We start from the raw sequence: 25,497 nt of genomic DNA, 5'->3' as shown, positions 1-25,497 counted from the left end.
CCGTGACACGGAAAACAAGAGCCCCCAGACACGATGTGCCTGAGGGCTCTCCCGATCCGGTCAACAACCCGGTGTCTGGGCAGTCGAAGTTGGGTTACTCCTACTCTTCTCCGGACACAACCAGCAGTTCAGGGTGGGTGTACACGGTGAACTTCCCTCCGCGAAGATAGCCGATCAGGACCATGCCGGCCTGCTCGCAGATGCGGATGGCCATGTCGGTGGGAGAGGTGCGGGACGCGAGCAGGGGAATTCCCAGGAAGGCGGCCTTGGCGGCCATCTCGGCGGAAATGCGGCCGGAGGTGACCAGCATCTTGCCGGTTAGGTCGGTTTTTCTTAAGAGCGCCTCCCCGGCCAGGCGGTCCACGGTGTTGTGGCGGCCGATGTCTTCCGCGTAGTAGATGAGGTCGCCATCGAGGTCGCCTAGGGCGGCGGAGTGGACGCCGCCGTGGCTCTTGTACTTCTCGGCCTTCTGGGCGAGCTGCTCCATGAGGTTGAAGACGGCATTGGTCGTGATGGCGCCCGGGCTTGCCACAGCGGGAATCCCCTCCGAGCCGGGGAGCGAAAAGGTGATGCCGGTGCCGCAGCCGGAGGTGAGGATCGGCTTGAGGGTCTCCGGCATCTCTCCACGGATACGGACGTTGGCGACGCCGAAGTCGTTGCAGACGCTCAGCATCAGGAAGTCCTCGGCTTTGCTGACGAACCCCTGCACGCGCAGGAAACCGGCCACCAGGAAACGAAGGTCGTGGGGAGATGCAACAAGGGTGACGATGTCTTTGTCGTTGACGCGGAGGGCCAGGGGGAATTCCTGGACGACGCCGGCCTCTCCGGGAGTGAGGGTACCGCCTGAAAAAACGTGAATCACTGGCATGTGGAGCTTGATTCCTTTTCGGTCCCCTCCCCTTTCAAGGGGAGGGGCAGGGTGAGGATGGGGAGTTACTTGATGCCGCCGATGCAGAGGTATTTCACCTCGAGGTAGTCTTCGATCCCGTACTTGGAGCCTTCCCGGCCGGTACCGGATTCCTTGACGCCGCCAAAGGGGGCGACGGTGGTGGAGATCAGGCCGGTATTGATGCCGACGATGCCGTACTCGATCCCTTCCGCCACCCGCCAGACGCGGGAGATGTCCTGGCTGTAGAAATAGGCGGCTAGGCCGAACTCGGTGTCGTTGGCCATCTGGATCGCCTCCTGCTCGGTCTTGAACCGGAAGAGCGGCGCCACCGGGCCAAAGGTCTCCTCGCGGGCCACCAGCATCTGCGGGGTCACGCCGGCCAGCACCGTCGGCTGGAAGAAGGTGCCGCCCAAAGCGTGACGCTTGCCGCCGGTTAAGACCCGCGCCCCCTTCCCGAGCGCATCGTTGATATGCTCCTCGACCTTGTCCACCGCGGCTTGGTCGATGAGCGGCCCCTGCTGCGTTTCGCCCTTCAGTCCGTCGCCCACCACCATCTTGTTGACGGCAGCCGCGAGTTTCTCCGCGAACTTGTCATAGACACCGTCCTGCACCAGGAAGCGGTTGGTGCAGACGCAGGTCTGACCGGTGTTGCGGAACTTAGAGATGAGCGCTCCCTCCACGGCCGCATCGATATCGGCGTCGTCGAAGACGATGAAGGGGGCATTGCCGCCCAGTTCCAGGGATACCTTCTTCACGGTCCCCGCACACTGTGCCATCAGCTTCTTCCCGATTTCGGTGGAGCCGGTGAAGGTCAGCTTGCGCACCAGCGGGTTCCCGGTCAACTCGCCCCCGATGGGGCCGGAGGAGCCGGTTACCACCGAAAAGACGCCGTCCGGGACTCCTGCGCGGCGGGCGAGTTCGGCCAGGGCCAGGGCGGAATACGGGGTCGCAGTGGCCGGTTTCACCACCATGGGGCAGCCAGCCGCCAGCGCAGGTCCCGCCTTCCTGGTTATCATGGCGGACGGGAAGTTCCAGGGGGTGATGGCGGCACAGACGCCGATCGGCTCCTTGGTCACCACGATCCGCTTGTCGCTCTGGTGGGGAGGAATCACGTCGCCGTAGATGCGTCTCCCCTCTTCCGCGAACCACTCGATGAAGGAAGCGGCGTAGACGATTTCCCCTTTGGACTCGGCCAGCGGTTTCCCCTGCTCGGCGGTCATCAGCACGGCAAGATCTTCCTGGTTCTCCAGCATGAGATCCGACCATTTCCGCAGGATAAGCGAGCGCTCGTGGGCGGTCTTCGCGCGCCAGGCCGGGTACGCCCGGTTGGCCGCCTCGATGGCCCGGCGGGTCTCGGCAGCCCCCATCTTCGGAATGGTGCCGATCTTTTCCCCGGTGGCGGGATTGGTTACGTCGATCGTCTCGCCGCTATCAGCGCCAACCCATTTTCCATCCAGGTAACAGAGCTGCTGAAAAAGCGTGCTGTCCTTTAGTGCCGGCATGTCTCCTCCCTTTGATAGATGTAATAGAAGTCAGAGTTTCAACATTTCCAACTGAACGAATGCAGGACAGATCCCCGGCCCCTTTTCTCAAAGGGGAAGAAACCTGCTCGAAAGAGTCGTGGCGATGCGCACCATCCAGGGCAAAAATCGGTCTAGATTCTATACCTTAACTCCACTGGTGCGGCAACAGAAAAACCGTGATCCCCGGGCCGCTACGCCCCAAAAGAAATGCCTCTTCGCTGTGAGTCGAAGAGGCATCCCTTGATGGTATCTGGCCCGGACGGTTACTTGGCGGATTGCCCGGTTTTCTTCTGCAGGCGGTCCAGATAGTTCGCGGTGTAGATGTAGTCGTCGATGTAGTCACGCTTGCCGTCGCCGTTGAGATCGTACTTCGGCGCGGTGGGGGTGCCCCGCTCCTTGAGGAACAGTGCGAAGTCGGCCTCGGAAGGCGCTGCCCCCTGCTTGGCGGCCGCCAGCTCTACTTTGGGAGCGACCGTAAGCGGGAATTCCTGCACCACGCCTCCATGCAGCATGGTAACCGACGCAGTGACGGCGCCTTGGTCGGGGCGGACCTCGATCTCCCATTCGCCGTCGCCGGTACGGTCCAGGGCCACATAATGGGCCGAGGTGAAGGAGAAGTTGGGAGCGCGGTCGCCGGGGACGCCGGTGATGGTAAGGATCACCGTGGACTTGCCGTCCGCGATGGCCACCGCCGGGGTCTGGATGAAGGTCGCCGAGTTTTCCGGCCTGAACAACGCCATGAGGTTTTCAGGAGTCTTCTCACCGGTGAAGAGCCTGAAACGCTCCAGGACGCTGACCAGTTGCCTCGCGTGGTAAACCTGCTGGGGAGCCGGTTTGGCGGCATTCTCCTGCTGGTCCGACGGCGGAGTCGACGCGGTTTGGGCGGCAGTACCCTGATTACCGCCCCTGCCCTGCCCTTCCTGATCAGCTTGCGGCGCCGGACGAGCGGCCGGATTATCGGCCGGGTTGCTGTCTGCGGGGAAGGTCAGCGTCCCTCCCGCCACGAACGGTTGGGACGAGGTGCCCTTGGTACCGGTGTTAGCCGTATCGGTGGTCCCCGCGGTGCCGCTCCCGCCGCCGGTCGTTCCGCTGCCGCCGCTGGTCGATCCGCTCCCGCCGCTACCGCCTGTGGTATCGGTATTGGAGGCGACCGCTGATGGGTTACGAACGTAGGTGGCGACGGCTACATTTTGACTTTTGCCATCGAGGGCTTTGACAGAAAAAGAGGTGATCGTACCGGCGGTACCGGCGACGGGGGTGAAGCTGATGGTAAGGGCAACACCTTGAGAGTTTATAGAGCCGGACGGCATGGCACCGGCGAAATGAATCGGGTTGGACCCGGAGTTCGTAGCCGACAGTAAGCCGCCCAGCAGCGCCCCTGTGGTCACCGAGGGGTTGGAGAGGGTGGTGGAGTCGTAGCCGATATCAATTTGGATGCCGTTAACGCCCGCCAGGCTTCCCTGGACGACAAAGTTCCCGTCATTATTGGGCGACGAGATGGTGAGCGAGGAGGCGGCAAAGGCTGATACGGGAAGAAGAAGTAACAGGGAGGCCAAAAGGGTGCGGAGGATACGGTTGAACTTCAGCATGCATCACCTCATAGAAGCAGCACTCATAAGTCGAGGCTAAGGACTCTTTGACGGCGGGCTCGGTATCTCAAAGCCACGACAGTATCGGCAGTTATAGGTATAAACTTTACTGACCGCTTCGCAAAGTGTCAAGACGATTGAGGATGGACACGGCACAGGGGAAGCCGGTGCGTGCCTGCAAAGAGCATAAAAAAACGGAAGGGAGAACGAGCATCCCTTCCGTTTTCTTTTAGCCAGTTGTTACCTCACGGTCAGGAGAGTTTCCCCATGGTCTTGAGGATGTCCCACCCTTTGAGGAGATCGAGCGCGCGCAGGATCTGGGAGTCGCCCTTGATCTGCTCGTCGGTCTTGTAGGGAGCCGGAGCCGCTTTCTTGTCGGCGGCGTCCTTACTGTCATTCTCGAAGTGGTTCTCGAGGTCCTTCTCCCTGATGTGCATCCCGTCCTTCTTCTCGGGGGTGGCGGCGATCTCAACCTTCTCGGCCACGATGTCCGGGGTGATCCCCTTCGCCTGGATGGAGCGTCCGCTCGGGGTGAAGTAACGGGCGGTGGTGAGCCGTAAGCCCGAGTTGTCGGAGAGCGGGATGATGGTCTGGACGCTACCCTTGCCGAAGCTCTGGGTCCCCATGACCACCGCACGCTTGTGATCCTGCAGGCAGCCAGCCACGATCTCGGAGGCCGAGGCCGAACCGGAGTTGATCAGCACCACGATCGGGTAGCCGGACTCCTTGCCACCTTTTCTCGAGGTGAAGCGCATCTGGGAATCCTTCTCGCGCCCTTCGGTGTAGACGATCAGCTTCCCTTCGTCGATGAAGTGCTCGCAGACGCGGACCGCCTGGTCGAGGAGCCCACCGGGGTCGTTCCTCAAGTCGAGCACCAGCCCCTTGAGTTTTTTGTTGTCCGGCTGCAGCGCCTTGAGCGCCTTCTCGAGGTCATCGTCGGTCTTCTCCTGGAACTGGGAGATCCTGACGTAGCCGTAGCCGTCGTCGAGCACCTTGTACTTGACGCTCTTGACCTGGATGATGTCGCGCTCGAGAGTGAACTCCTTGGTCTTCTCGAACCCTTCGCGCATGATGGTCAGGGTGACCTTGGTTCCCTTGACGCCGCGCATCCTTTTCACCGCATCGGTGATGGTCAGGTCCTTGGTGAACTTGTCGTCGATCTTGAGGATCTGGTCACCGGCCTTGATGCCGGCCTTGTAGGCGGGGGTGTCCTCGATCGGGGAGATGACGGTGAGGATACCGTCCTTCACGGTGATCTCGATACCGAGACCGCCGAAGGCACCCTTGGTGTCGATCTTCATCTCCTTGTAGGTTTCGGGAGGCATGAAGGAGCTGTGGGGGTCGAGGGACGTGAGCATGCCGTTGATGGCCCCGTAGATGAGCTTCTTGGTATCCACCTCTTCCACGTAACTCTTCTTGACGATGGCCAATACATCGGTAAAGAGCTCGATCGACTCGTAATCGTTGCCGCCACCTTGGGCCGCACATCTGCGCTGAACCCCGAAAGCGATGGCCAGCGTAAGCAGGGAAACGGTGGTGACAAACACAGTCACCTTCTTGAATTTACTGCCCTTGAACATTCTGCCTCCCTTATAGGTTGCTTGTCCTAGACTGTCATCTGAACCAGGGCGACGGATCGACCGGCTTTCCCTGATATCTGATCTCGAAATAGAGCATGGGGCCCTTTGCCGAGTCGACATCCCCTACGCTAGCCAGGACATCGTTTCTGGCCACCTTGGACCCCACCTTTTTGGCCACTGAGGAAGCGTGGGCGTAGAGACTGAAAAAGCCTCCCCCGTGGTCAACGATAACCATATTACCATACCCTTTGAAATAGTTGGCAAAAATCACTTCGCCGTCATACACAGCGCGGATGGGTGTTCCTGCGGGGGCAGCCACCGAAATGCCATTACTGACAGTAAAAGAGTTGAACTCGGGAGATTTATGCCTGCCGAAGCGATCGACAATGGTCCCTTTGACTGGCATGGAGAGTCTCCCCCGCTGGCTCCCCATCCCATGGTCGGGAACCGGCGGCGGTGCCGGCAGCAGGTTGGCCTGCTCCCCCTTGCCATGAGCCCTGGAACTATACCCCTTTCGATTGCGTGCTTCAAGCGCCTTTCGGTTCCTCGCCTCGAGCTTCGCGAACATGGTCTGAAGCCTGCGGGCGTTGGCCTGAAGATCCTTGATCGAGGCCACGTACCCCTGCTTGTCCTTGCGGACTTTGGCGAGGTATTCGGCTTTTTTCTGCTTCTCCTCCTCGATCTCCCGCTTCTTGGCCTCCATCGACTGGCGGATACCCTCCTTGCGGGCGGCCTCCTGCTCCAGACGCTGCTTCAGCCCGCGCAAGCGGTCCAGGTTCTCGTTGTACTGGGCGAAGAGCTTCTTGTCGTTTTCCAGGACACTCCGCAGGTACTTGAGGTTCTCGCTCATCTGGGGAAAAGATTCCGAGGAGAAGAAGACCCGCAGGTTCCCGGTGTCCCCCCCCTTGTAAAGGGCGGCAACCCGGCGGTTGATCTGCTGGCGCTTTTTCTCGGCTTCCTGGCGCTCTCGCTCGATCTCCTGCATGGTCTTGCCGACCCCCTTCTCGACCACGGCAAGATCGCGTCCGAGGTTAACGAGGCTCGCCTGCTTGTCGGCCAGGGACTTCTGGATCTGCTGGAGCTCCCCGCTGACCTGTGTCTCAACCTTCTTGGTCTTCGACAAAAGGGCGTTCTTCTCCTTGATCTGCTTTTTGACCCCCTGAAGGTCCTCGCGCACCCCCGCAAGCGACAGCGACGGCACAAGTAAGAGCAGGACGATTATGGCTGCGTTGATTCTCATGCTAGACGTTCACGAACCTTCTGAGGGAAGTTGCGCTCCCGATGAATCCGAGCAGCACGCCCCCCAGGAGGATGCCTGCCAGGTGAGCTGGCGGCAGAAACGACAGTCCGGCCGAGGCGGGGTTGACCCCCAGGAAATTGCCGGCGTTTTTCAGGAAGGTGTAGTAGCAGACCAAAAGCGCCACCACCGAGAGCACCGCTCCCAGCGCCCCCTGCAGGATCCCCTCGATGAGGAAGGGGGCCTTGATAAAGAACCGGGTGGCACCGACCAGGCCGAGCACCTCAAGTTCGTCCTTGCGGGCGTAGATGGTCAGCTTGATGGTATTGGAGACGATGAAGAGCACGGTGACCGCCAGGAAGCTCCCGAGGAGCATTCCCATCAGCCGGAACAGGTTCATGAAGGAGTTGAAGCGCTTGACCCACTCCTCGCCGTACTGCACCTCGCCGATCCCGTCGATCTTCTTGAGCGCGGAGACGAAGGAGGCCACCTGTGCAGTGTCGCGGTTCGAGCGGTCGAGGCTGATCTCCATCGAGGCGGGGAGGACGTCCGCCGTCACCCCCTCGAGAAGCGATTCCTGCCCCTTCAGACGGGCGCGCAGCCTCTTCTCGGCCTCCTGCTGGGAGACGAAGACAACCTTGGAGGCCCCGGGGATGTTCATGATCCTCCCCTTGAGGGCGGTGACCGCCAGCGGGGCCGGTTCCTTGTCGAAGTAGACCGTCACCTGGACCTTGTCGCTCCACCCCTGCGCCATGTGATCGAGGTTCACGTACACCAGGAGAAAAAGCGAGGCGATCAAGAGCGCCAGCGCGATGGTGCCGACGGTGACCACGCTCACGAAGGTGTTCTGCCTGAGGTTCGCCAGCGCGCGCGAAGAGAAGTAAGAGAACCGGCCGAAGAACCCCTCCTGCTCGAGCTTGGGACGCACCGCGTGCTTCGCCTTATTGCTCATAGCCGTCCTCCCCAATGGCAGCGTGCTCGGGAGCCGCGCCGCCGTCCTCGATCACCCTCCCCTTTTCCAGCCGGATCACCCGGCGGTGGGAGTTGGTGATCACCCGCCGGTCGTGGGTGGCGACCACCACGGTGGTGCCGCGGATGTTGGCTTCCTTGAAGATCTCGAGGATCTGCTCCTTGTTCTCGTCGTCCAGGTTCCCGGTCGGCTCGTCGGCGATCAGGATCTTCGGGTCGTTGACCAGGGCACGGGCGAGCGCCACCCGCTGCTGCTGGCCGCCGGAGAGCTTCAAGGGAGTGGCGTTCACCTTGTCCTCGATCCCGAGCTGCTTCAGCATGTGGAATACCTTCCTCCCGATGTCGCGCTTACCCCACCCGAGCACCTCGAGGGTGATGGCCACGTTCTCCAGTACCGTGCGGTTGGGGAGGAGCTTGTAGTCCTGGAAGACCACGCCGATGTTGCGGCGCAAAAGGGGGATCTGCGAGCGGGAGAGACGGGTCAGGTTCTGTCCGTCGATCAGCACCTGTCCCCGGGTGGGAGAGAGCTCGGCGTAGATGAGCTTCAAGAGGGTCGATTTGCCGGCCCCGGACTGCCCCGTCAAAAAAACAAAATCCCCTTTGGGGATCTTGAGTGTGATGTCGTTGAGCGCCGGGGCGTCACCTTGGTAGGACATCGAAACATTGTGCAGTTGAATCATCTGAATCAGGCCTCGTGGCGATGACGCTTGGCAGCCGGAAGGCTACCACTTGCTGTAAGGGATCCCGTCGGAGCCGACCACCTCGGAACGGCTGTGAATATCGTAGACGTTACCCTTGACCTCCTGCCCTTCGGCAGGCGGCGGAGGGGGGTCGGTGGTCCAGTCGTCCTTGCGGGTGAAAGGGTCCTTGGGGACGCTCTTTATGTACTGGTTCTTGTTATCGGCCATCTCCTGGAGCGAGTCGGGGTAACGCCCCTGATCGGCGGCGAACTGATCGATGGCGGAACGCATCATGTAGAGGTCCTCGCGCAGCACGGACTCCCGTGCCCGGACGATCCCCCACTGATAGTTGGGGGCCGCAATGGCGGCCAGGATGCCGATGATGGAGATCACGATCATCAGTTCGATCATGGTGAACCCCCGTTGCGTCCTGACCAGTCTCGTAAGGCGTTTCAGCATGTCACCAGTCCTTGTATTTGGTGCCGTCGATGGCGGTCTCTTCGCTTTGGGAGGAGACGTCGAAGACGTCCTGGCCGCCCCAGATCCTGCTGTCCGGGTCGTCCGAGTATGAGCGCATCCGCCAGGGGATCTCGTCACCCTTCACCGGATAGAAGGGATCCCGCGGAATCCTGCGCAGAAACTTTTTCTTGGGGAGCAGACCGCCGAAGTCGTCCCCGTCCACCAGCAGCTGGAGGGTCTTCGGGTAGCCGGACTCGTCGGGGCTTGAGGTGATCTTTTTCTCGAGCACGGCCTGGTCGCGGTACTTCTTGTACGCGTCGAGGGCGTCCCTGACCTCGCGCAGGTTGCGCCTGAGCTCGATCTCCTTGGTCCGCTTGATGGTGAGGCGCGCCGAAGGGACGACCAGGGAGGCAAGCAGCGACAGGATGATGGCGGTCACCACCAGCTCGATGAGGGTTAGCCCGCGGTTATTTCTAAGGATGGTCAGCATGGTAGTAGCCGATGGATGCTACTTTACCTCCACAATCGCCTTGAACGGTGTGACCGCGATCACGCCGCCTTGCTTGGTGCTGAAGTTGGTGTTGGCAAAGCCGAGATTCGCCTTGCCGTTGGCGATGGCCTTGAAGGTGGCGATCGCCAGCGTACCGTCTCCGGTGACTCCGCCCGGCGCCGTCATCCGGGAGGCGGTGATCCAGAGCTCGCCCTTGGACTTCAGGACGAAGGACTGGAAGTTGACCTGCTGCCCGTCCTTCTTCAGGAAGGGGCCGGCCGCCTGGCTGACCGGCTCCAGCAGTTTCGGGTCGTAGGTGAGGACGAATACCGAGTTGTACAGATCCTTGGCTCCGTCGACGTTGACCTTGACCTCGAAGCGGTCCCTGATGTTGACCGTGGCGGGGACCCCGAGGGCCAGCGAGAGCTTGGACACCGGGACCACCGCCTTCGCGGCCGGCGGCGCGGGGACGGCGTCCGCGGGGGCCGGGGCCGGCACGGCCTGGGAAGGAGGTGTCACCGGCACGGCAACGGGCGCGCTGGAAGCCGGAGGAACCGGAGCTGCCATCGGGTCTGCTACCGGAGCCGGGGCCGGGACGGGAACCGCTGCGTTGGCTGCCGGAACGGCCGCGGGAGCCGCCTGGCCAGCCGCTGCGCTATCGGGCACCTCACCGGCGGGGACCGTCTGGGCGGAGGGCGGGTTGACCGTCCTTGTCATCGAGGCAGGTTTTCTCCTGGCGCGTCCGGGGCCCGAGCCAGGGGCGGGGGCGTTGGTATCGGCTGCCGCCGTGGCGGCCACGGGGGTGGCCGATACGACCGGCGATCCCGGCGCAAGGTTCGCACCGGCAGCAGGCGCGGCACTATCCGGAAGCGTGTCAGGTTCCTCGAAGGAGGAGTACGGTTTGTTGGTAGAAGGCTCTTCCTCGCGGCCGGACCAGAAGGCCGCCACGTCCCCTTCCGGCACGGTTACCCCGCGCACGATCCTGGGGGTGATGGCAAGCAGAATCTCGGACTTCCCGGCCGAATCGTTGGTGTTGGTGAAGAGGCTCCCCAGGAAGGGGATGTCCCCCAGCAAAAAGATCTTCTGTTTGCTGTCGGTCTTGCTCTTCTGGATCAGGCCACCGATGATGGTGGTCTCACCGTCCTTGAGCGACAATACGGTGTCGAGGTTCCTGGTACCGATGGTGACCACCGTAGTGGCCTGGTCGGTACCGATGACCGACTTGTCGGTGATGGTACTGACCTCGACCCCCAGCTTGATGGAGACCTCGTTGTTGAGCTGGATGGTCGGTTCCGCGTTGACCTTGACGCCGACGTCGACGTACTGGACGTTGACGCTCACGCCGCCACCGGACGGAGAAGAGGTGGTGGTGATCGGCACCCTGGTACCGACGTTGAACTTCGCTTTCTCCCGGTTTTTCACCCTGATCTTCGGATTGGCCAGCGTCTCGCCGTTGGAGAGGGTCTTGCCGAAGTTGAAGGTTGCGTTGGGGACGGTAAGGTAGCCGTTGTACCCGCGGTAGGCGAAGAAGTTGATCAGGTTGGACGGCGTGGCCGGGGTAGTTGTCGAAGTAGTGCTGGTGGTGGTCACCGATGAAAGCGAGTCGGTCAGGAGGCTGGTGCTCCCCGGCGGCGAGGCGGCAGCCGAGATCCCGTACTTGGAGAGTGCCAGCCCGAAGGTCTCCGAATCCTGCTTGGAGAGCTCGAACACCTCGACATCCAAAAGCACCTCGGCGTCCGGTACGTCGTTGGCCTCGAGGATCTTCCTGGCCACGGCGATCACCTCGGGAGTGTCGCGGATCACCAGGGCGTTAAGCTCGTCGTTGACGTAGATCTTCTTCACCTGGAGCATGGTGCGGATGAGGTTGACCGCCTTCTTGGCCTCCAGCTTGTTGAGGTAGAAGGTCTCCACGTACAGCTCTTCGTACTGCTTCAGCTTGTCCGGGGTACGGGGGTAGAGAATGATGGTGCTTTCGTTCAGCACCTTCTTCTCCAGCTTGTTCATCCCGGTGATGATCTCCATCGCCTGCTGAAAAGTGGCATTCTCCAGGAACAGGGAGATGTTCACGTCCTTTACGGTGTCGTCGAACACGAAGTTGATCCCGGAGAGCTGGGAGAGAATGTTGAAGATCTCCTTGAGCTTCGCGTCCTTGAACTTGAGAGTAATCGGCTTGGTCGATTTCAGGTTCAGCTCGTAGCCGTCCAGCTTATGATGCTTGAGGCTGGTGAGCCTGCTGATCCCCTCCTTGGCCTGGCTGCTGTTAGGATCGAACTCGAGGGCATGGCGGTAGGAGACCATAGCCTCCCGCGGCTTGCGGTCCTTCTCGAACTGGGCCGCCTCCTGCACGTACACGGCGGCGTTGGCCAGCTTCTGGGAAAGCTCGGCCTGCAGCCTCGCCTGGACGTAGGTCGGATCGATGGCGAAGGCAGTCTCGTACTCCTTGACGGCCTCGGAGTAGCTCTTGACGGCGAAGAACGCCTCCCCCTTGCGGAAGTGCTTTTTGGAAGCGGCCGACACCGTGTTGAGCAGCCTCACCCGATACTCCCCGACCTCGGGGTAGGCGGTGGCCACCTCGGTGTACTTGACCAGGGCTCCGTCGAGGTCTCCCGCGGCCTCCAACCGTTCTCCCTTGTTGAAGGCAGAGCGCCCGGCGGTGCAGCCGGTGAGCGTCAGCGCCACCAGCAAAAGGGTGCAGATCGGTTTCATAACATGCATGCAGATGCTCCTTAGGGGTTCCTTCTGGAGTGACGCAACAACATCGCGCGATTCTCCACCAGCGGAATGGCTAACTCTTTTCCGGTCGGCAGCGCCTTCAAGGTGAGGGACTCGTCGGTGATATCGGTGACCATGAAGTCTCCCGCGATCTTCGACCCCTTCTTGGCCAGGAAAACCTCGTTGTTCTTGGAGAGGAACACCGTCTTGTCCCCGTTCTTCTTAAGGAACCCGACGAAATTGAACTTACCCAGCTCCACGTTCACCGGCGGCTCGGGAGGCGGCGGTGGCGGCTGCGGCGGCAACACCTGCGGCAGCAACATCGGCGGAGGCGGGAGCTTGGCCGCTTTGGGGAGCGGCGGCAGCGGCTTGAACGGGGGAAGCTTGGCCTCGTCCCTGAAGATCGGGCTGAAGATGTTGCGCCGGGAGCCTCCCGTCTGAGAGGGGACCCGGTCCAAAAGGTCGAGGCGCACCACGAGGTCACCAGAAGCGGCGTTCGACGTAGCGTTCGACGGTGCCTTCGCCGGTGCACCTGCCGGGGCGTTCGCAGGTACGTTGGCAGGTGCCGGGGGCGCGGTACGCGTCTTGGCCTGGACCGGCGCCCGTTTGGCCGGCACGGCAGGACGGGCGAGCTCGGACTGGGTGGCCAACCGCTGCTTCGGGGACTTCACGTAGCTGTAGACCAGGGAACAGCCGAAAACCAGGAGCAGGACGGCAAGGATCAGCTTCTGACGGTTCATCGCGCCCCTCCCTGGTCGAGGTAGGCGGTGAGTGCCATGTTGAGCGCCACCTCTTCGGTCGTCCGGCTCCCGTTACCAAGCGAGACGGAATCGAGGGTGACCATCTGGGGAAGCCGCGCCAGGTCGCTCATGAACCCCTTCACCGCCGGGTACGGACCGGCGACCGAGAAGGTGATGCCATAGGCCAGGATGGTGGGATCCTCCTTGAGGGGAGCGGGACGGTAGGCGATGGAGGTCAGCGCCAGGTGCCGCCCCTTGGCCACGCTGTAGAGCCGCGCGATGAAGGCGGGAAAATCGTCCCGGGCGATCAGCCGCTTGCGGACCTGCGCCAGGTCGGTGACCGCCTTGGCATACACGGCCGCCGAGGAGACGTTACCGCGGTCGGCATGGACCTCCCGGTTGGCGAACCATTCCTTCTGGGCCGACTCCAAAGCCGGCCTTTGCCATTGGCTCAGGTAGATGTAGAACCCGGCGTTGAGAAGCACCAGGCAAAGGAGCAGGATGATGCTCGTCTTCCTGGCCGCGTAGATTTCCTGGAGCAGCTGTAGGTTCATCAGTAGGTAACCTTGCAGGTCAGGTTGAAGGTGAGCCCGCTCTGGGTGAGCCCCACCTTGGTCTCGGTTTGGTTCAGGAGGTAAACGTCCGAAAAGCTCTTGGAGCGCTGCATGTTTTCCAGCAGGTGCTGCAGCTCGGGGTATCCTTTGGCGACTCCGTTGATTCCGACCACCTTTCCTGGCTGGATCTGCCCAAGGGCGACTCCCGAAGGGACCACCGCCTCAAGGGCGTCCAGCAGCCCCAGCCAGTCGGTGGTCTTCTGGCGGATGAGGCTATTGGCAAGGGCTACCTTGGCGGCCACCACCTTTACCTGCGCCTCGCTCACCCCCGCCGGGGCCGCCGGGGCGCTCTTGGCAGTGACGGAACGAAGGCGGGAGAGCTCTCCCTGGTTGGAGCCTATCTCGGCAACCCGGACGACCAGCAGGCCGCCGAACACGAGGAAGCCAAGCACCAGGGCGACGTCGAGGGAGCGCAGGTCCAGGTAGCGCCTGGTGGCGAGGTTGATGGTAAATCTCATCTCACAGGCTCCTTGAGGCGGCGCCAAGCGCGGCGCAGAGTCCGTGCAGGGCGTTTTTGTCCATGACCGTCCCAGCCCCCAAGGCAACCGCCCGCTCCAGGTCGAGCAGCACCGGCTCCATCTGGGTGGTCTCCGCCACCAGGGCACGGAACGGTTCCGCCTCGGCCGGGGAGGCCATGCAGAAGACCTCGCCGATGGCCTGGCCAGGGTAGCGGTCGCGGTAGACGAGGAGCGAGCTGTTGAGCTCGCGGTAGAGGTTCTGGGCCTCCCCCGGTGTCTCCTTGGTACGGTAGAAGGAGAGCACGCCGCCGAAGAAGATCAGCACGGTCAGGGCTCCCCGGTAGAAGGAGACGAAGGCGGCGTCCTCGCTCATCTCGAGGCGCTGGGCGAACATCCGGTACAGGTTGAAGGAGGTGAAGTCTATGAAGCGCGGTTCGAGCCCCGCCTCGCCGAGCAGTTCTTCGTACTGGGCGGCCACCGGCCGCGACAGCAGCGAGACGAGGAGGCTTACCGCCCCGTTTTCCCGCTCCACCAGGGTCTGGTAATCGAGCTGCACGGCGCCCAGATCGATCGGGAAATTCTTCTTGAGCTTCCAGCGGATGATCTCCAGCCCCTCCTCGCGGCTCCTGAAGCGGGCCTCGAGGTCGAGCAGCACCACCCGGCCGACCGCATCGGGAAGCGAGACGGAGGCCGCCCGCTCCTTGGTCAGAAGCCGCAGGTGCGCTTCCCGGACCGCCGCCACGAAGTGGGCCGCGTTGAGCACGTTGGGTTCGCGCCGGGAGAGCTGCAGGGTTCCGGGAGGGAGCGGAACGCTCAGCCCCCCCTGCACGGTCAGGTTCTTCCCGCCGGAGGCGACCGCGAGGGAGAGTCCCTCTGCCGACACCTCCAGTCCCAGCCCTTTTCTCGAAAGTATCATTAACGGCTACTCCACGAAGGTGACGCGGTTGATTTCCTTGATGCTGGTTTCCCCCGCCAGCACCTTGGCGACCGCCGATTCCCTCAGGAATGAGGTGCCGGCGGCCTGGGCGGCCTTCTTGAGGGCCGCGATGGGGGCCTTGGAGATGATCAGCTCGCGGATCTCGTCGTTTAAGTCCAAAAGCTCCACGATGGCGGAGCGTCCCCGGTACCCGGTCCCATTGCACTCGTCGCAGCCGACCGACCGGTACAGGGTAACCCCGCGGGTACGCTCCGGATCGATGGCCGATTCCCTAAGCTCCTGGTCGGTGTGGGCGATCGGCTTCTTGCAGCTCGGGCAGAGTTTTCTGACCAGCCGCTGGGCCATGACGCAGTTCAGGCAGGAGACGAAGTTGTAGGGGTCGATCCCCATGTGGGTGAAGCGTCCGATGACGTCGAAGACGTTGTTGGCATGCACCGTGGTGAAGACCAGGTGGCCGGTCAAGGCGGACTGCACCGCGATCTGGGCGGTCTCGGAGTCGCGGATCTCGCCGACCATGATCTTGTCCGGGTCGTGGCGCAGTACCGAGCGAAGGCCGCGGGCGAAGGTGAGCCCCTTCTTCTCGTTGACCGGGATCTGGGTGATCCCGTTAAGGACGTACTCGACCGGGTCCTCGATGGTGATGATCTTCTCTTCGCCGGTGTGGATCTCGGTGAGCGCGCCGTAGAGGGTGGTGGTCTTGCCGGAACCGGTCGGCCCGGTGACCAGCACCATCCCGTACGGCTCCTTGATCATCTTCCTGAAGCGCTTGATCTCGTGGGAGGCCATCCCGAGGGTCTCCAGCGTGAGCCCCCTGAGGTCGGTGGCGATCGACTCCTTGTCGAGGATACGGATGACCGCATCCTCGCCGAAGGCGCTCGGCATGATGGAGACACGGAAGTCGATCGACTTGCCGGCGATCCTCACCTTGAAGCGGCCGTCCTGCGGGATACGCCGCTCGGAGATGTCGAGCTCGCTCATGACCTTCAGGCGGGAGATCAACGGTCCCTGGAAATGGTTGTCGATCGGCTCGGTCGCCTTGTAGAGCACGCCGTCGATACGGTACTTGATGATCACCCCTTCCGAGGTGGTTTCGATGTGGATGTCCGAGGTCCGGCGGGTGAGCGCGTCCAGGATGGTCGAGTTGACCAGCTTGATGATGGGGCTCGTGTCGGCGGTGACGTTCTCCACCGAGAGGACCTCTTCCCCCTTCTCGGTCTCGGTCACCAGCTGGATCATGAAGTCCTCGGAGACCTCTTTCAGTACCCGGCTGGTCCCCTCCCCCTTCTTCAGGTGGTAGGAAATCTCGCTTTCCTCGGCCACCTTGAAGACCAGCGGGCGCTCAAGGAGAAGCGACATCTCGTCGAGCTTTAGGACCGCGGTGGGGTCAGCGATGGCGACCGAAAGGGTCTCCCCCTCGATCTCCAGCGGGATGAAGTGGTAGCGGTACATCATGTCGGGCGGCAGCGCGCTGAAGATCGCCTCGTCGGGGCGGAACCCCTTGAGGTCGACGTACTCCATCGCGAACTGCTCGGCCAGCGCCTGGGCCAGCACCGTCTCGGTGATGAGCGCATCGGCCAGACAGATGGCTCCCAGCCGTTCGCCGGTCGCCTGCTGGCGGTCGAGGGCGTAGGCCAGTTGGTCGGGGGTGAGCTCACCCTTTTGCAAAAGGATGTCCCCCAGCGTCTTTCTCTTGAACGGTTTCAGCATATCGTTAACCCACGGTGCCGGCGAGTTTGAAGACCGGCAGGTACATGGTGATGATGATGGTACCGATGACGACCCCCATGACAATCATGATGGCCGGTTCGATGGCGGTGGTCAGCATGTGAAGGTTGCGGTCGATCTCGTCCTCGAAGTAATCCGAGATGTCGGAGAGCATCTCCTCCATGGAACCGGTGCTCTCCCCGACCGAGAGCATCCTCAGGGCCAGGGGGGGCATCAGCTTGATGCTCTCGAGGGCGCTCGACAGCTTGCTCCCCTCCTCTACCCGGGTCACGGCGTGCAAAAGCCCCCGCTCCAGCACCCGGTTGTTAAGCGTCCCCACCGACATCCTGAGCGCCTCGACGATGGGGATGCCGCTCCCGAGCACGGTGGCGAGGGTCCGGGTAAAGCCGGCCACCGCGTAGCGGGTGGCGATATTCCCGATGAAGGGTGTGCTGATCTTCATGGCGTCCACCCGGTAGCGCCCCGCCTCGGTCTCCTTCCACCGGCGGAAGATCCCCGCCGCCACCACGACGATCCCGATGAACAGGAGGAGGTAGCGCTTTAAGAAGGTGGTGAAGGAGATCAGCATCTGGGTCGGGACCGGCAGTGCGGAGCCCGATTCGGCGTAGATCGCGCTGAAGGTCGGGACCACGTAGATCAAAAGGAGCGCGACGGCCGCGGTCGCCACCGCCACCAGAATGGCGGGGTAGAAGAGCGCCGCCGTCACCTTTCCCTTGAACCCCTCGGTCTTCTTCAAAAAGGCGATGTAGCGCCTGATGGTCAGCGGGAGATCCCCCGTCCGCTCGCCCGCCTGTATGGAGGCGATGTACAGGTGCGGGAAGACCCGCGGGTACTTCTCCAAGGCCGCCGACAGCGACGCCCCACCCTTCACGTCCTCGCGCACGGCGGTCAGGATCTGGTTGAGCTTTCCCCCCTCAGACTCAAGGATGGTGTCGAGCGCCTGAATGATCGGGAGGCCCGACTTCAGGAGCACGAGCAGTTCCTGGTTGAAAAGGAGCAGGTCCTTGTTGCCGATTCTCTTGCGCCCCCCCCCCTTCTCAAGGAGAAACTGCAGAGGCTTCTTCCTGAGCTCAAAGACGACGTACCCCTGCTCTTCCAGACTCTGGCGGAGCAGGTCGGCATTGACCGCGTCAAACTCCTTGACAGTGATCCTGCCGTCAGAGGAGCCTATCTTGCAGGTGAAGATCGACATAAGCTATTATGAGTACCACAAATGAGAGAGAATGAAAACTCAAAACCTTGAGTAAATTGGCGACCTCTAAGGTCGAGGGCGGGAAAAAGGGACAAATAAACCGGGAGGGACACTTTCTCGGGAAGTATGGATCGATTCCACCTTCAGCGGATCAGGCATTGGCCATGCCGATCATCCAGAAGAGAAAGCTCACCAGCATGGCAACTCCCCACGGCAGGCTGGCACGGACGTCGAAAACCCCGCGGGCGCGGAACCCCTTGAGGATGAAGACCACGGTGCACCCTACAAATGCCCAAAGGCCGGCCACGCAGGCCACGCTCCAGAACCCGTTCACCATGTTATTTCCGCCCTCCGGAGAGCCCCAACAGGGAGCCGATCTTCAGTTTCCAGACCATGAGCACCGCCTCCCGCACGATCTTCTTGGACATCTTCGAGGTTCCGGCGTGACGGTCGATAAAGATGATCGGGACCTCGGCCACCTTGAAGCCGCGCTCGACGCAGCGGAAGTTCATCTCGATCTGGAAAGAGTAGCCGTCCGAGCGGACCTTGGCGAGGTCGATCCCCCTGAGGGTCTCGGCCCGGAAGCACTTGAAGCCGCTCGTGCAGTCGGAGATCTGGAGCCCGGTGATGACCCGGGTATAGACGCTGGCGAAGTAGCTCAGCATGAGTCTTCTGAGCGGCCAGTTCACGACGCTGATCCCGTTCACGTACCGGGAGCCGATCACGAAATCGGCCTGGTCGAGCTTCTCGAAGAAAAGCGGCAGGATGGAGGGATCATGGGAGAAGTCGGCGTCCATCTGGACCACCGCGTCGGCCCCCATCTCGAGCGCCTTGGCGAACCCCTCCCGGTAGGCGGAGCCCAGCCCGAGCTTGCCGGCCCGGTGCAGGACGCTCAGCCGCCCGGTTTCCTCGGCCAGCCGGTCGGCCATCTGGCCGGTGCCATCGGGGGAGTTGTCGTCGACGATGAGAAGATGGAGCGAGGGGTCCAGGGAGAGAATCTGGGTGGCAAGCCTTTCCAGGTTGTCCCGTTCATTGTAGGTCGGAATGACCACGACCGGTTTCAAGGGTTTCAAGGAGGACTCGCTTTCCGTAAGGGGATCGTGGCAGGATCGGCACCGACCCTGCCGCCAGCTTCAGCCGCAGTGGAATATAAACGATTTCCCAGAGTGAAGTCAACCAGGTAAACGGTACCACGCCGGCCGGGGAGCCCCAGGGAGGGGCAAAGAAAAAGGCCACCTGCATGCAGATGGCCTCGATAAGGATGGCGGGGTTGACGGGGCTCGAACCCGCGACTTCCAGCGTGACAGGCTGGCACTCTAACCAACTGAGCTACAACCCCCTACTCCTTCTTCCCGTGCCGTTGGGCGGCGGGAGGTATTCGATTGTGACGGACGCGGCGCCTTCATAATGGTGGGCGAAGAGGGGATCGAACCCCCGACATCCAGCTTGTAAGGCTGGCGCTCTCCCAGCTGAGCTATTCGCCCGTTATGAAAAATGGCGGGGTTGACGGGGCTCGAACCCGCGACTTCCAGCGTGACAGGCTGGCACTCTAACCAACTGAGCTACAACCCCGCGTCAGGCGACCTCGCTTGGAGGTCCGCCGGTACTACTTGTTGATCAGTTCCTTCAGGGTGTTGCCCGGTTTGAACTTGGGAGCCTTGGAGGCCGGGATCTGGATCTCTTTCCCGGTCTGCGGGTTCTTGCCGGTACGGGCGGCGCGCTCGGCGACGCTGAAGGTGCCGAAGCCGACCAGGGTTACCTTGTCGCCACCGGCCAGGCAGCTGGTCAGTGTGTCGACGATAGCGGTAAGTGCCTTATCTGCTTCAACCTTGGTGATCTGAGCCTCATCGGCGATGGCGCTCACCAGTTCTTGCTTGTTCATTGTCGCCTCCTGGACTGCATCGCAAAGTGAAGCAACCTTATACCAGACACCTGCGAACGCTGTCAACTGTTTTTCTAATGGGGTACCACCACATTCTCGCCGGAGGGGGTGGCCCCTTCGGGATAGAGGACGCCGGCCGGGATGGCCGACTCCCCTAACAGGGCGAAACCTAACACTTCGTCCATGTGGGAGACCGGGTGGATGGTGAGGCCGCTGGTGACCTCCCGCGGTACCTCCGCCAGGTCCTTCTCGTTCTCCTTGGGGATGAGCACGGTGGTGATTCCGCCCCGGCCGGCCGCGAGAAGCTTCTCTTTAAGCCCGCCAATCGGGAGCACGGTGCCCCGCAGGGTGATTTCGCCGGTCATGGCGATGTCGCGGCGGACCGCTCGCCTGGTCAAGGCCGAGGTGAGCGCGCAGGCCATGGTGATCCCCGCCGACGGGCCGTCCTTGGGGATGGCCCCCTCGGGGACGTGGATGTGGATGTCGAGGTGCTGGTAGAAGTCCTTGGCGAACCCCAGGAGCTCGCCCCGGGAGCGGACGTAGGTCATGGCCGCCTGGGCGGACTCCTGCATCACCTCCCCGAGCTTGCCGGTCACCGTCAGCTTCCCCTTCCCCGGCACGGTCACCACCTCGATGTTGAGGAGTTCCCCTCCCACCTCGGTCCAGGCGAGACCGGTCACCAGGCCGACCGCATCCTCCTCCTGCGCCTCGCCGTACTTGAAGCGGGGGACCCCGAGGAAGCCGGCGATCTGCTTGGGCTGCACCGTCTTCTTGAGCTTGCCCCCCTCTACCAGGGAGAAGGCCATCTTCCGGCAGACGCTCCCGATCTCGCGCTCGAGGTTTCTGACCCCGGCCTCCCGGGTGTAGCGGCGGATGATCTCCAGCAGTGCGGGATCGGTGAAGGATACCCCCTTGCCGGAGAGCCCGTTGCTGGCGGCCTGCTTGGGAACCAGGTACTGGCGGGCAATGGCGAGCTTCTCGTGCTCGGTGTACCCTTCCAGCCTCACGAGCTCCATCCGGTCCAAAAGCGGCCGCGGGATTGAGTGGCTCGAGTTGGCGGTGGTGATGAACATGACCCTCGAGAGGTCGTAGTCGAGATCGAGGAAGTGGTCGTTGAAGGAGAAGTTCTGCTCGGGGTCGAGCACCTCCAAAAGCGCCGAGGCGGGGTCGCCGCGGAAGTCGGAGGTCATCTTGTCGATCTCGTCGAGCAGGAATACCGGGTTGGAGCTGCCGCACTTCTTCAGGGACTGCACGATCTTTCCGGGCATGGCGCCGACGTAGGTGCGGCGGTGGCCGCGGATCTCGGCCTCGTCACGCACCCCGCCCAGCGAGATCTTCACGAACCCGCGGCCGGTCGCCTTGGCCACCGAGCGGGCGAGCGAGGTCTTGCCGACCCCCGGAGGGCCGACCAGACAGAGGATCGGCCCCTTCATCCCCTTCATGAGGGTGTTGACCGCCAGGTACTCGAGGATGCGGCTCTTCACCTTCTCAAGGCCGTAGTGGTCCGCCTCCAGGCAGGCGCGGGCCTCCTGGATGTCGCTCTTCTCCTCGCCGCAGATCCCCCAGGGAAGCGCCAGAACCCACTCCACGTAGTTCCTGACCACCGCCGCCTCCGAGGACATCGGCGACATGAGCCGGAGCTTCTTAAGCTCGGCCTGGACCTTTTCCCTGGCCTCCACCGAAAGGCTCAGCTTGGCGGCCTTGGCCTCCAGGGCCTGGAGTTCCTGCTTGAACTCGTCCTTGCCCCCCAGCTCCTTCTGGATGGCGCGGATCTGCTCGTTGAGGTAGTAGTCCTTCTGGGTCTTTTCCATCTGCTTCTTGACCCGGGCCTGGATCTTCTTTTCGATCTGGAGGATCTCGATCTCGGCTCCCATCAGGGCCAGGAGGCGTTCCATCCTCTTCGCGGGGGAGCTTAGGGCGAGGAGTTCCTGCTTCTGGGGGACCTTGAGGTTCAGGTGGGGAGCGATGGTATCGGCCAGCCGGGAGGGGTCGGAGATCGACTGCACCGACTGGAGCACCTCGGAGGGGACCGAGCTGTTCAAGCCGAGGTAGCTTTCGAAGCTGGTCACCACCCCGCGCTTCAAGGCCTCCAGCTCGCTACCCTTGACCGCCGGCTCGGGGAGCGGCTCCACCTCGACCTCGAAGAAGGGGCGGCTCTCGGAAAAGCCGGTGATGGCGCCGCGGCGCTTCCCCTCCACCAGCACCTTCACGGTGCCGTCGGGGAGCTTCAGGAGCTGGATGATGTGGCAGACGGTGCCGACCTGGTAGATGTCGTCGGAGGCGGGGTCCTCGGTCTTGGCGTTTTTCTGGGTGGCGAGGAGGATCATCTTGTCGTTGTCGGCCATGGCCGCCTCGAGCGCCAAAACCGACTTTTCCCGCCCTACGAAGAGCGGTACCACCATGTGGGGGAAGATGACGATGTCCCGTAAAGGAAAGAGAGGGAATCTTTCCGGATTCCCTCTCTTCCTGGCTCTGGTCCTGCCGGCCTTACTGCTTTCTTCTGTCATGTTTCTCCGTCCGTCTCAGGCGCTTTCGGCGACGTTCTCGTAGACGATGATCGGTTTTTCCTTGGAGTAGATCACCTCTTCGTTGATGACCACCTCCTTGACCATGCTCTGGGAGGGGATCTCGTACATGATGTCGAGCATCGCGTTCTCCAGGATGGAGCGGAGGCCGCGGGCGCCGGTCTTTCTCTTGAGCGCTTCGCGGGCGATGGCGATCATGGAGCCGTCGGTGAATTTCAGCTTCACATGCTCCATTTCGAAGAGCTTCTGGTACTGCTTGATCAGAGCGTTCTTCGGCTCCTTGAGGATCTGCACCATGGCCTCCTCGTCGAGCTCGGCCAGGGAGGCGAGCATCGGGAGACGGCCGACGAACTCGGGGATGAAGCCGAATTTCAGGAGGTCCTCCGGGGTCACCCCGGCCAAAAGCTCGCCCGCCTTCTTCTCGACCTTCTTCTTGACGTCGGCCCCGAAGCCCAGGGTCTTGATGCCGATCCGCTGCTGGATGATGTTGTCAAGCCCCGGGAAGGCGCCGCCGCAGATGAAGAGGATGTTGGTGGTGTCGACCTTCAGGAACTCCTGCTGCGGGTGCTTGCGGCCACCTTTGGGGGGAACCGAGGCGATGGTCCCCTCGATAATCTTCAAGAGCGCCTGCTGGACCCCCTCACCCGAGACGTCGCGGGTGATGGAGGGGGAGTCCGACTTCCTGGCGATCTTGTCGATCTCGTCGATGTAGATGATCCCCTTCTGCGCCTTCTCGACGTCGTAGTCGGCCGCCTGCAAAAGAGTCAGGATGATGTTTTCGACGTCCTCGCCGACGTAGCCCGCCTCGGTGAGGTTGGTGGCGTCCGCCATGGCGAACGGCACCTTGAGGATGCGGGCGAGCGTCTGGGCCAAGAGGGTCTTGCCGCTGCCGGTGGGGCCCAGGAGCAGGATATTGGACTTCTGCATCTCCACGTCGCCCGGCTTGGTGGCCGCCTCGACCCGCTTGTAGTGGTTGTAGACCGCAACCGCCAGAACCTTCTTGGCGCGGCTCTGGCCGATCACGTACTCGTCCAGGACCTCCTTGATCTCCTGCGGCTTGGGAAGCTTCCTCACGTCGGTCCCCGAGGCATCCTCCAGCTTCGACTCCTCGGCGATGATGTCGTTACAGAGCTCGATGCACTCGTCGCAGATGTAGACCGTAGGCCCCGCGATCAGCTTCTTCACCTCTTCCTGGCTCTTTCCGCAGAAAGAGCAGATCAGCGTATCCGAACGGTCATCCCGTCTGCTCACTTGGCACCTCCTGTAACGATGTTCCTGGTCACTATTGCATCAATGATACCATAGGTGACCGCCTCTTCGCCCGACATAAAGTAGTCGCGCTCGGTGTCGGCGGCGACCTTCTCTACCGGCTGGCCGGTGTGCTCGGCCAACAGCTCGTTCAACTGGTCCTTCATGCGGAGGATCTCCTTCGCATGGATGTGGATGTCGGTGGCCTGCCCCTGGAACCCGCCCAGCGGCTGGTGGATCATGATGCGGGAGTTGGCGAGCGCGAAGCGCTTACCCTTCTCGCCGCCGGAGAGCAGGAAGGCCCCCATGGAGGCCGCCTGCCCGATGCAGATGGTGGATACCGGCGCCTTGATGTAGCGCATGGTATCGTAGATGGCCATCCCTGCGGTCACCACCCCGCCGGGGGAGTTGATGTAGAGGTGGATGTCCTTGTCCGGATCCTCGGCCTCCAAAAAGAGGAGCTGGGCGATCACCAGGTTGGCGACGTTGTCGTCGATCCCACCGCCCAGGAAGATGATCCGGTCCTTCAGAAGGCGCGAGTAGATGTCGTAGGACCGCTCACCGCGGCCGGTCTGCTCAACTACAATCGGTACCAGCATGTTGGCTCCTAGTCTTTGATTTGATCCTTGGGAAGCTCCACGACGTTGGCCTTGTCCAGCACGAACTGCATGGCCTTGTCCTCGCGCAGCTGGGCGCCGAGGCTGTTCTTGGCCTGCTCGTTGTCACGGTAGTAGGAGGCGATCTTCTCGACGTCCTGGCCGCTGGAGGCCGCCATCAGCTCGACGCGCTGCTGGACGTCCTCGTCGGTCACCTCGACCCCTTCCTTGTCGGCGATGGCGTCGAGAATCACCGACCCCTTGACCTGGTCGCGCGCCGCGCCGCGGAACTGTGCCCTGTACCCCTCATCGGTAAGTCCCATCATTTCTAAAGTGAGACGTTGGGCGGCGAGCTTCTGCTTGGACTGGTCGAGGAGCACCTTCAGGTGGCGCTCCACCAGCACCTCGGGGACCTCCACTTCGTTCTTGGCCACCAGGACCTTCATCACGCGCTCGCGAAGGTCGTTCTCCACCCGCTGGTTCTCCTGGGAGGCGTGCACCTCGGCAAGCTTGGCCTTGAGCTCATCGAGAGTCTCGAACTCGCCGAATTCCTTGGCGAAGTCGTCGTTCAGCTCGGGAAGTTCCTTGACCTTGATCTCCTTGATCTCGACCGCGAACTCGGCGGGCTTGCCGGCCAGTTCGCTGTTGCCGTAGCTCTCCGGGAAGGTCACCTTGACGGTCCCCTTGCTCCCGACGGTCATGCCGGCCATCTGCTCCTCGAAGCCGGCGATGAAGCGGCCGCTACCGAGCTCGAGCTGGTAGTCCTGGGCCTCGCCTCCCTCGAAGGGGACGCCGTCGATGGTCCCTTTGAAGTCGAAGGTGACGAAGTCGCCGTTGGCGGCCGCGTGCCCTTCGGCGGCCGGTGCCAGCTGGGCCAGGTTCTCCTGGAGCTGCTTGAGGCGCGCTGCCACTGCCTCCTCGTGGTCGTCGGAGAGCTGCTCCTTGGAGACCTGGAGACCGAGGTACTCCTTGAGCTCGACCTTGGGGTAGACCTCGACGGTGGCCGAGTAGCTGAACGGCTCGCCCGGCTTCAAGGGATCGGAATCGATCATCGGGTAGGAGACCGGCTCCAGGCCGTGCTCGGCTACCGCGGCGTAGTAGGTGTCGTTGATGAGGGTCTTCACCACTTCCTCGGCCATCTTATCGCCGTAGTGCTTCTCGATCAGGCTCATGGGAACCTTCCCTTTGCGGAAGCCCTTGATGGCGGCCTGCTTGCGGATCTCGGCGTAGGCCTTGTCAACCTCGGCGTTGACGCGGTCGGCGGGAACGGTGAGATTTATCTTCTTCTTGATGTTGCTCAGCGATTCGATGTTGCTCTGCATGATTTCCTCTCTTTATCACTTAATCAATCTATAGCGGCAGGATCGGGCCTGCCGCAATGCCTCGTGCGTGGTATCGGCGGGGAAACGTGGAGGGTTCTACGGGGCGTCGTTGGCCAGTTGCCACCCGGGG

Annotated in this window: 23 protein-coding genes and 3 tRNA genes; all 26 read right to left on the bottom strand. The window is 62.2% G+C overall.

Annotation, left to right across the window (positions count from 1 at the left end; genetic code table 11):
* Positions 1-100: 100 nt before the first annotated feature.
* Positions 101-868 carry a formate dehydrogenase accessory sulfurtransferase FdhD gene (gene fdhD / locus L4X63_RS10575; protein WP_250678592.1) on the bottom strand — a complete coding sequence of 256 codons (768 nt, stop codon included), beginning with the start codon at positions 866-868 and terminating at the stop codon, positions 101-103.
* A 65-nt stretch (positions 869-933) separates the two neighbouring features.
* Positions 934-2,391 (bottom strand): NADP-dependent succinate-semialdehyde dehydrogenase, encoded by a 1,458-nt coding sequence (gabD, locus tag L4X63_RS10570; protein ID WP_250678591.1) that lies wholly within the window; start codon positions 2,389-2,391, stop codon positions 934-936.
* A 284-nt stretch (positions 2,392-2,675) separates the two neighbouring features.
* Positions 2,676-4,001 carry a cohesin domain-containing protein gene (locus L4X63_RS10565; RefSeq protein WP_250678590.1) on the bottom strand — a complete coding sequence of 442 codons (1,326 nt, stop codon included), beginning with the start codon at positions 3,999-4,001 and terminating at the stop codon, positions 2,676-2,678.
* A gap of 251 nt (positions 4,002-4,252) precedes the next feature.
* On the bottom strand, positions 4,253-5,581 hold the full coding sequence (locus L4X63_RS10560) for a S41 family peptidase (RefSeq protein WP_250678589.1): 1,329 nt from the start codon (positions 5,579-5,581) through the stop codon (positions 4,253-4,255).
* A 34-nt stretch (positions 5,582-5,615) separates the two neighbouring features.
* Complete coding sequence (locus L4X63_RS10555; RefSeq protein ID WP_250678588.1) at positions 5,616-6,821, bottom strand: murein hydrolase activator EnvC family protein; 1,206 nt, start codon at positions 6,819-6,821, stop codon at positions 5,616-5,618.
* Between the two features lies 1 nt (position 6,822).
* Positions 6,823-7,770: a permease-like cell division protein FtsX gene (gene ftsX, locus L4X63_RS10550; RefSeq protein WP_250678587.1), complete on the bottom strand. Its 948-nt coding sequence runs from the start codon at positions 7,768-7,770 to the stop codon at positions 6,823-6,825.
* Positions 7,760-8,467, bottom strand: a complete 708-nt coding sequence (ftsE, locus tag L4X63_RS10545; RefSeq protein WP_250678586.1) for a cell division ATP-binding protein FtsE — start codon at positions 8,465-8,467, stop codon at positions 7,760-7,762. The genes ftsX and ftsE overlap by 11 nt, the downstream gene beginning before the upstream one ends.
* Before the next feature lie 42 nt (positions 8,468-8,509).
* A complete protein-coding gene (locus L4X63_RS10540) occupies positions 8,510-8,926 on the bottom strand; it encodes a type IV pilin protein (RefSeq protein ID WP_250678585.1) in 417 nt (138 codons plus the stop codon).
* Position 8,927: 1 nt separating this feature from the next.
* Positions 8,928-9,416, bottom strand: a complete 489-nt coding sequence (locus L4X63_RS10535) for a type II secretion system protein (protein ID WP_250678584.1) — start codon at positions 9,414-9,416, stop codon at positions 8,928-8,930.
* Between the two features lie 18 nt (positions 9,417-9,434).
* Positions 9,435-12,122 carry a secretin GspD/PilQ domain-containing protein gene (locus tag L4X63_RS10530; protein ID WP_350339182.1) on the bottom strand — a complete coding sequence of 896 codons (2,688 nt, stop codon included), beginning with the start codon at positions 12,120-12,122 and terminating at the stop codon, positions 9,435-9,437.
* A gap of 20 nt (positions 12,123-12,142) precedes the next feature.
* Positions 12,143-12,868 carry a type II secretion system protein PulP gene (locus L4X63_RS10525; RefSeq protein ID WP_250678792.1) on the bottom strand — a complete coding sequence of 242 codons (726 nt, stop codon included), beginning with the start codon at positions 12,866-12,868 and terminating at the stop codon, positions 12,143-12,145.
* Positions 12,865-13,422 carry a type 4a pilus biogenesis protein PilO gene (gene pilO / locus L4X63_RS10520; RefSeq protein WP_250678582.1) on the bottom strand — a complete coding sequence of 186 codons (558 nt, stop codon included), beginning with the start codon at positions 13,420-13,422 and terminating at the stop codon, positions 12,865-12,867. The genes L4X63_RS10525 and pilO overlap by 4 nt, the downstream gene beginning before the upstream one ends.
* Entirely contained in the window at positions 13,422-13,940 is a 519-nt protein-coding gene (locus tag L4X63_RS10515; protein ID WP_250678581.1) for a PilN domain-containing protein, read from the bottom strand. The genes pilO and L4X63_RS10515 overlap by 1 nt, the downstream gene beginning before the upstream one ends.
* Before the next feature lies 1 nt (position 13,941).
* A complete protein-coding gene (gene pilM / locus L4X63_RS10510; RefSeq protein ID WP_250678580.1) occupies positions 13,942-14,856 on the bottom strand; it encodes a type IV pilus biogenesis protein PilM in 915 nt (304 codons plus the stop codon).
* A 6-nt stretch (positions 14,857-14,862) separates the two neighbouring features.
* Positions 14,863-16,584 carry a GspE/PulE family protein gene (locus L4X63_RS10505; protein ID WP_250678579.1) on the bottom strand — a complete coding sequence of 574 codons (1,722 nt, stop codon included), beginning with the start codon at positions 16,582-16,584 and terminating at the stop codon, positions 14,863-14,865.
* 4 nt (positions 16,585-16,588) lie between these two features.
* Positions 16,589-17,794, bottom strand: a complete 1,206-nt coding sequence (locus tag L4X63_RS10500; RefSeq protein WP_250678578.1) for a type II secretion system F family protein — start codon at positions 17,792-17,794, stop codon at positions 16,589-16,591.
* Positions 17,795-17,945: 151 nt separating this feature from the next.
* The gene (locus tag L4X63_RS10495) at positions 17,946-18,131 is read right to left on the bottom strand and encodes a hypothetical protein (RefSeq protein ID WP_250678577.1); all 186 of its coding nucleotides are present in this window, start codon (positions 18,129-18,131) and stop codon (positions 17,946-17,948) included.
* Between the two features lies 1 nt (position 18,132).
* Positions 18,133-18,858, bottom strand: coding sequence for a polyprenol monophosphomannose synthase (locus L4X63_RS10490; protein WP_250678786.1), 726 nt, complete (start codon positions 18,856-18,858; stop codon positions 18,133-18,135).
* Positions 18,859-19,056: 198 nt separating this feature from the next.
* Positions 19,057-19,133, bottom strand: a tRNA-Asp gene (locus L4X63_RS10485).
* 69 nt (positions 19,134-19,202) lie between these two features.
* A tRNA-Val gene (locus L4X63_RS10480) sits at positions 19,203-19,278 on the bottom strand.
* 11 nt (positions 19,279-19,289) lie between these two features.
* Positions 19,290-19,366 (bottom strand) — tRNA-Asp (locus L4X63_RS10475).
* A gap of 34 nt (positions 19,367-19,400) precedes the next feature.
* A complete protein-coding gene (locus tag L4X63_RS10470; RefSeq protein ID WP_284694579.1) occupies positions 19,401-19,742 on the bottom strand; it encodes an HU family DNA-binding protein in 342 nt (113 codons plus the stop codon).
* Between the two features lie 8 nt (positions 19,743-19,750).
* Positions 19,751-22,183 carry an endopeptidase La gene (lon, locus tag L4X63_RS10465; RefSeq protein ID WP_250678575.1) on the bottom strand — a complete coding sequence of 811 codons (2,433 nt, stop codon included), beginning with the start codon at positions 22,181-22,183 and terminating at the stop codon, positions 19,751-19,753.
* Positions 22,184-22,198: 15 nt separating this feature from the next.
* The gene (gene clpX, locus L4X63_RS10460) at positions 22,199-23,452 is read right to left on the bottom strand and encodes an ATP-dependent Clp protease ATP-binding subunit ClpX (RefSeq protein ID WP_250678574.1); all 1,254 of its coding nucleotides are present in this window, start codon (positions 23,450-23,452) and stop codon (positions 22,199-22,201) included.
* Entirely contained in the window at positions 23,449-24,048 is a 600-nt protein-coding gene (gene clpP / locus L4X63_RS10455) for an ATP-dependent Clp endopeptidase proteolytic subunit ClpP (protein ID WP_250678573.1), read from the bottom strand. Before clpP ends, clpX begins: the two co-directional genes overlap by 4 nt.
* Positions 24,049-24,056: 8 nt before the next feature.
* Positions 24,057-25,367: a trigger factor gene (gene tig, locus L4X63_RS10450; RefSeq protein ID WP_250678572.1), complete on the bottom strand. Its 1,311-nt coding sequence runs from the start codon at positions 25,365-25,367 to the stop codon at positions 24,057-24,059.
* Between the last annotated feature and the right edge of the window lie 130 nt (positions 25,368-25,497).

It is taken from the genome of Geomonas sp. Red32, assembly GCF_023652955.1.
Classification (GTDB): Bacteria; Desulfobacterota; Desulfuromonadia; order Geobacterales; family Geobacteraceae; genus Geomonas.
This window is presented reverse-complemented; position numbering and strand designations above follow the sequence as displayed.

What these genes read in the sequence shown, in the direction of transcription:
- fdhD (WP_250678592.1), bottom strand. Translation starts at nt 868, where the DNA reads ATGCCAGTGATTCACGTTTTTTCAGGCGGTACCCTCACTCCCGGAGAG.
- gabD (WP_250678591.1), bottom strand. Translation starts at nt 2,391, where the DNA reads ATGCCGGCACTAAAGGACAGCACGCTTTTTCAGCAGCTCTGTTACCTG.
- L4X63_RS10565 (WP_250678590.1), bottom strand. Translation starts at nt 4,001, where the DNA reads ATGCTGAAGTTCAACCGTATCCTCCGCACCCTTTTGGCCTCCCTGTTA.
- L4X63_RS10560 (WP_250678589.1), bottom strand. Translation starts at nt 5,581, where the DNA reads ATGTTCAAGGGCAGTAAATTCAAGAAGGTGACTGTGTTTGTCACCACC.
- L4X63_RS10555 (WP_250678588.1), bottom strand. Translation starts at nt 6,821, where the DNA reads ATGAGAATCAACGCAGCCATAATCGTCCTGCTCTTACTTGTGCCGTCG.
- ftsX (WP_250678587.1), bottom strand. Translation starts at nt 7,770, where the DNA reads ATGAGCAATAAGGCGAAGCACGCGGTGCGTCCCAAGCTCGAGCAGGAG.
- ftsE (WP_250678586.1), bottom strand. Translation starts at nt 8,467, where the DNA reads ATGATTCAACTGCACAATGTTTCGATGTCCTACCAAGGTGACGCCCCG.
- L4X63_RS10540 (WP_250678585.1), bottom strand. Translation starts at nt 8,926, where the DNA reads ATGCTGAAACGCCTTACGAGACTGGTCAGGACGCAACGGGGGTTCACC.
- L4X63_RS10535 (WP_250678584.1), bottom strand. Translation starts at nt 9,416, where the DNA reads ATGCTGACCATCCTTAGAAATAACCGCGGGCTAACCCTCATCGAGCTG.
- L4X63_RS10530 (WP_350339182.1), bottom strand. Translation starts at nt 12,122, where the DNA reads ATGAAACCGATCTGCACCCTTTTGCTGGTGGCGCTGACGCTCACCGGC.
- L4X63_RS10525 (WP_250678792.1), bottom strand. Translation starts at nt 12,868, where the DNA reads ATGAACCGTCAGAAGCTGATCCTTGCCGTCCTGCTCCTGGTTTTCGGC.
- pilO (WP_250678582.1), bottom strand. Translation starts at nt 13,422, where the DNA reads ATGAACCTACAGCTGCTCCAGGAAATCTACGCGGCCAGGAAGACGAGC.
- L4X63_RS10515 (WP_250678581.1), bottom strand. Translation starts at nt 13,940, where the DNA reads ATGAGATTTACCATCAACCTCGCCACCAGGCGCTACCTGGACCTGCGC.
- pilM (WP_250678580.1), bottom strand. Translation starts at nt 14,856, where the DNA reads ATGATACTTTCGAGAAAAGGGCTGGGACTGGAGGTGTCGGCAGAGGGA.
- L4X63_RS10505 (WP_250678579.1), bottom strand. Translation starts at nt 16,584, where the DNA reads ATGCTGAAACCGTTCAAGAGAAAGACGCTGGGGGACATCCTTTTGCAA.
- L4X63_RS10500 (WP_250678578.1), bottom strand. Translation starts at nt 17,794, where the DNA reads ATGTCGATCTTCACCTGCAAGATAGGCTCCTCTGACGGCAGGATCACT.
- L4X63_RS10495 (WP_250678577.1), bottom strand. Translation starts at nt 18,131, where the DNA reads ATGGTGAACGGGTTCTGGAGCGTGGCCTGCGTGGCCGGCCTTTGGGCA.
- lon (WP_250678575.1), bottom strand. Translation starts at nt 22,183, where the DNA reads ATGACAGAAGAAAGCAGTAAGGCCGGCAGGACCAGAGCCAGGAAGAGA.
- clpP (WP_250678573.1), bottom strand. Translation starts at nt 24,048, where the DNA reads ATGCTGGTACCGATTGTAGTTGAGCAGACCGGCCGCGGTGAGCGGTCC.
- tig (WP_250678572.1), bottom strand. Translation starts at nt 25,367, where the DNA reads ATGCAGAGCAACATCGAATCGCTGAGCAACATCAAGAAGAAGATAAAT.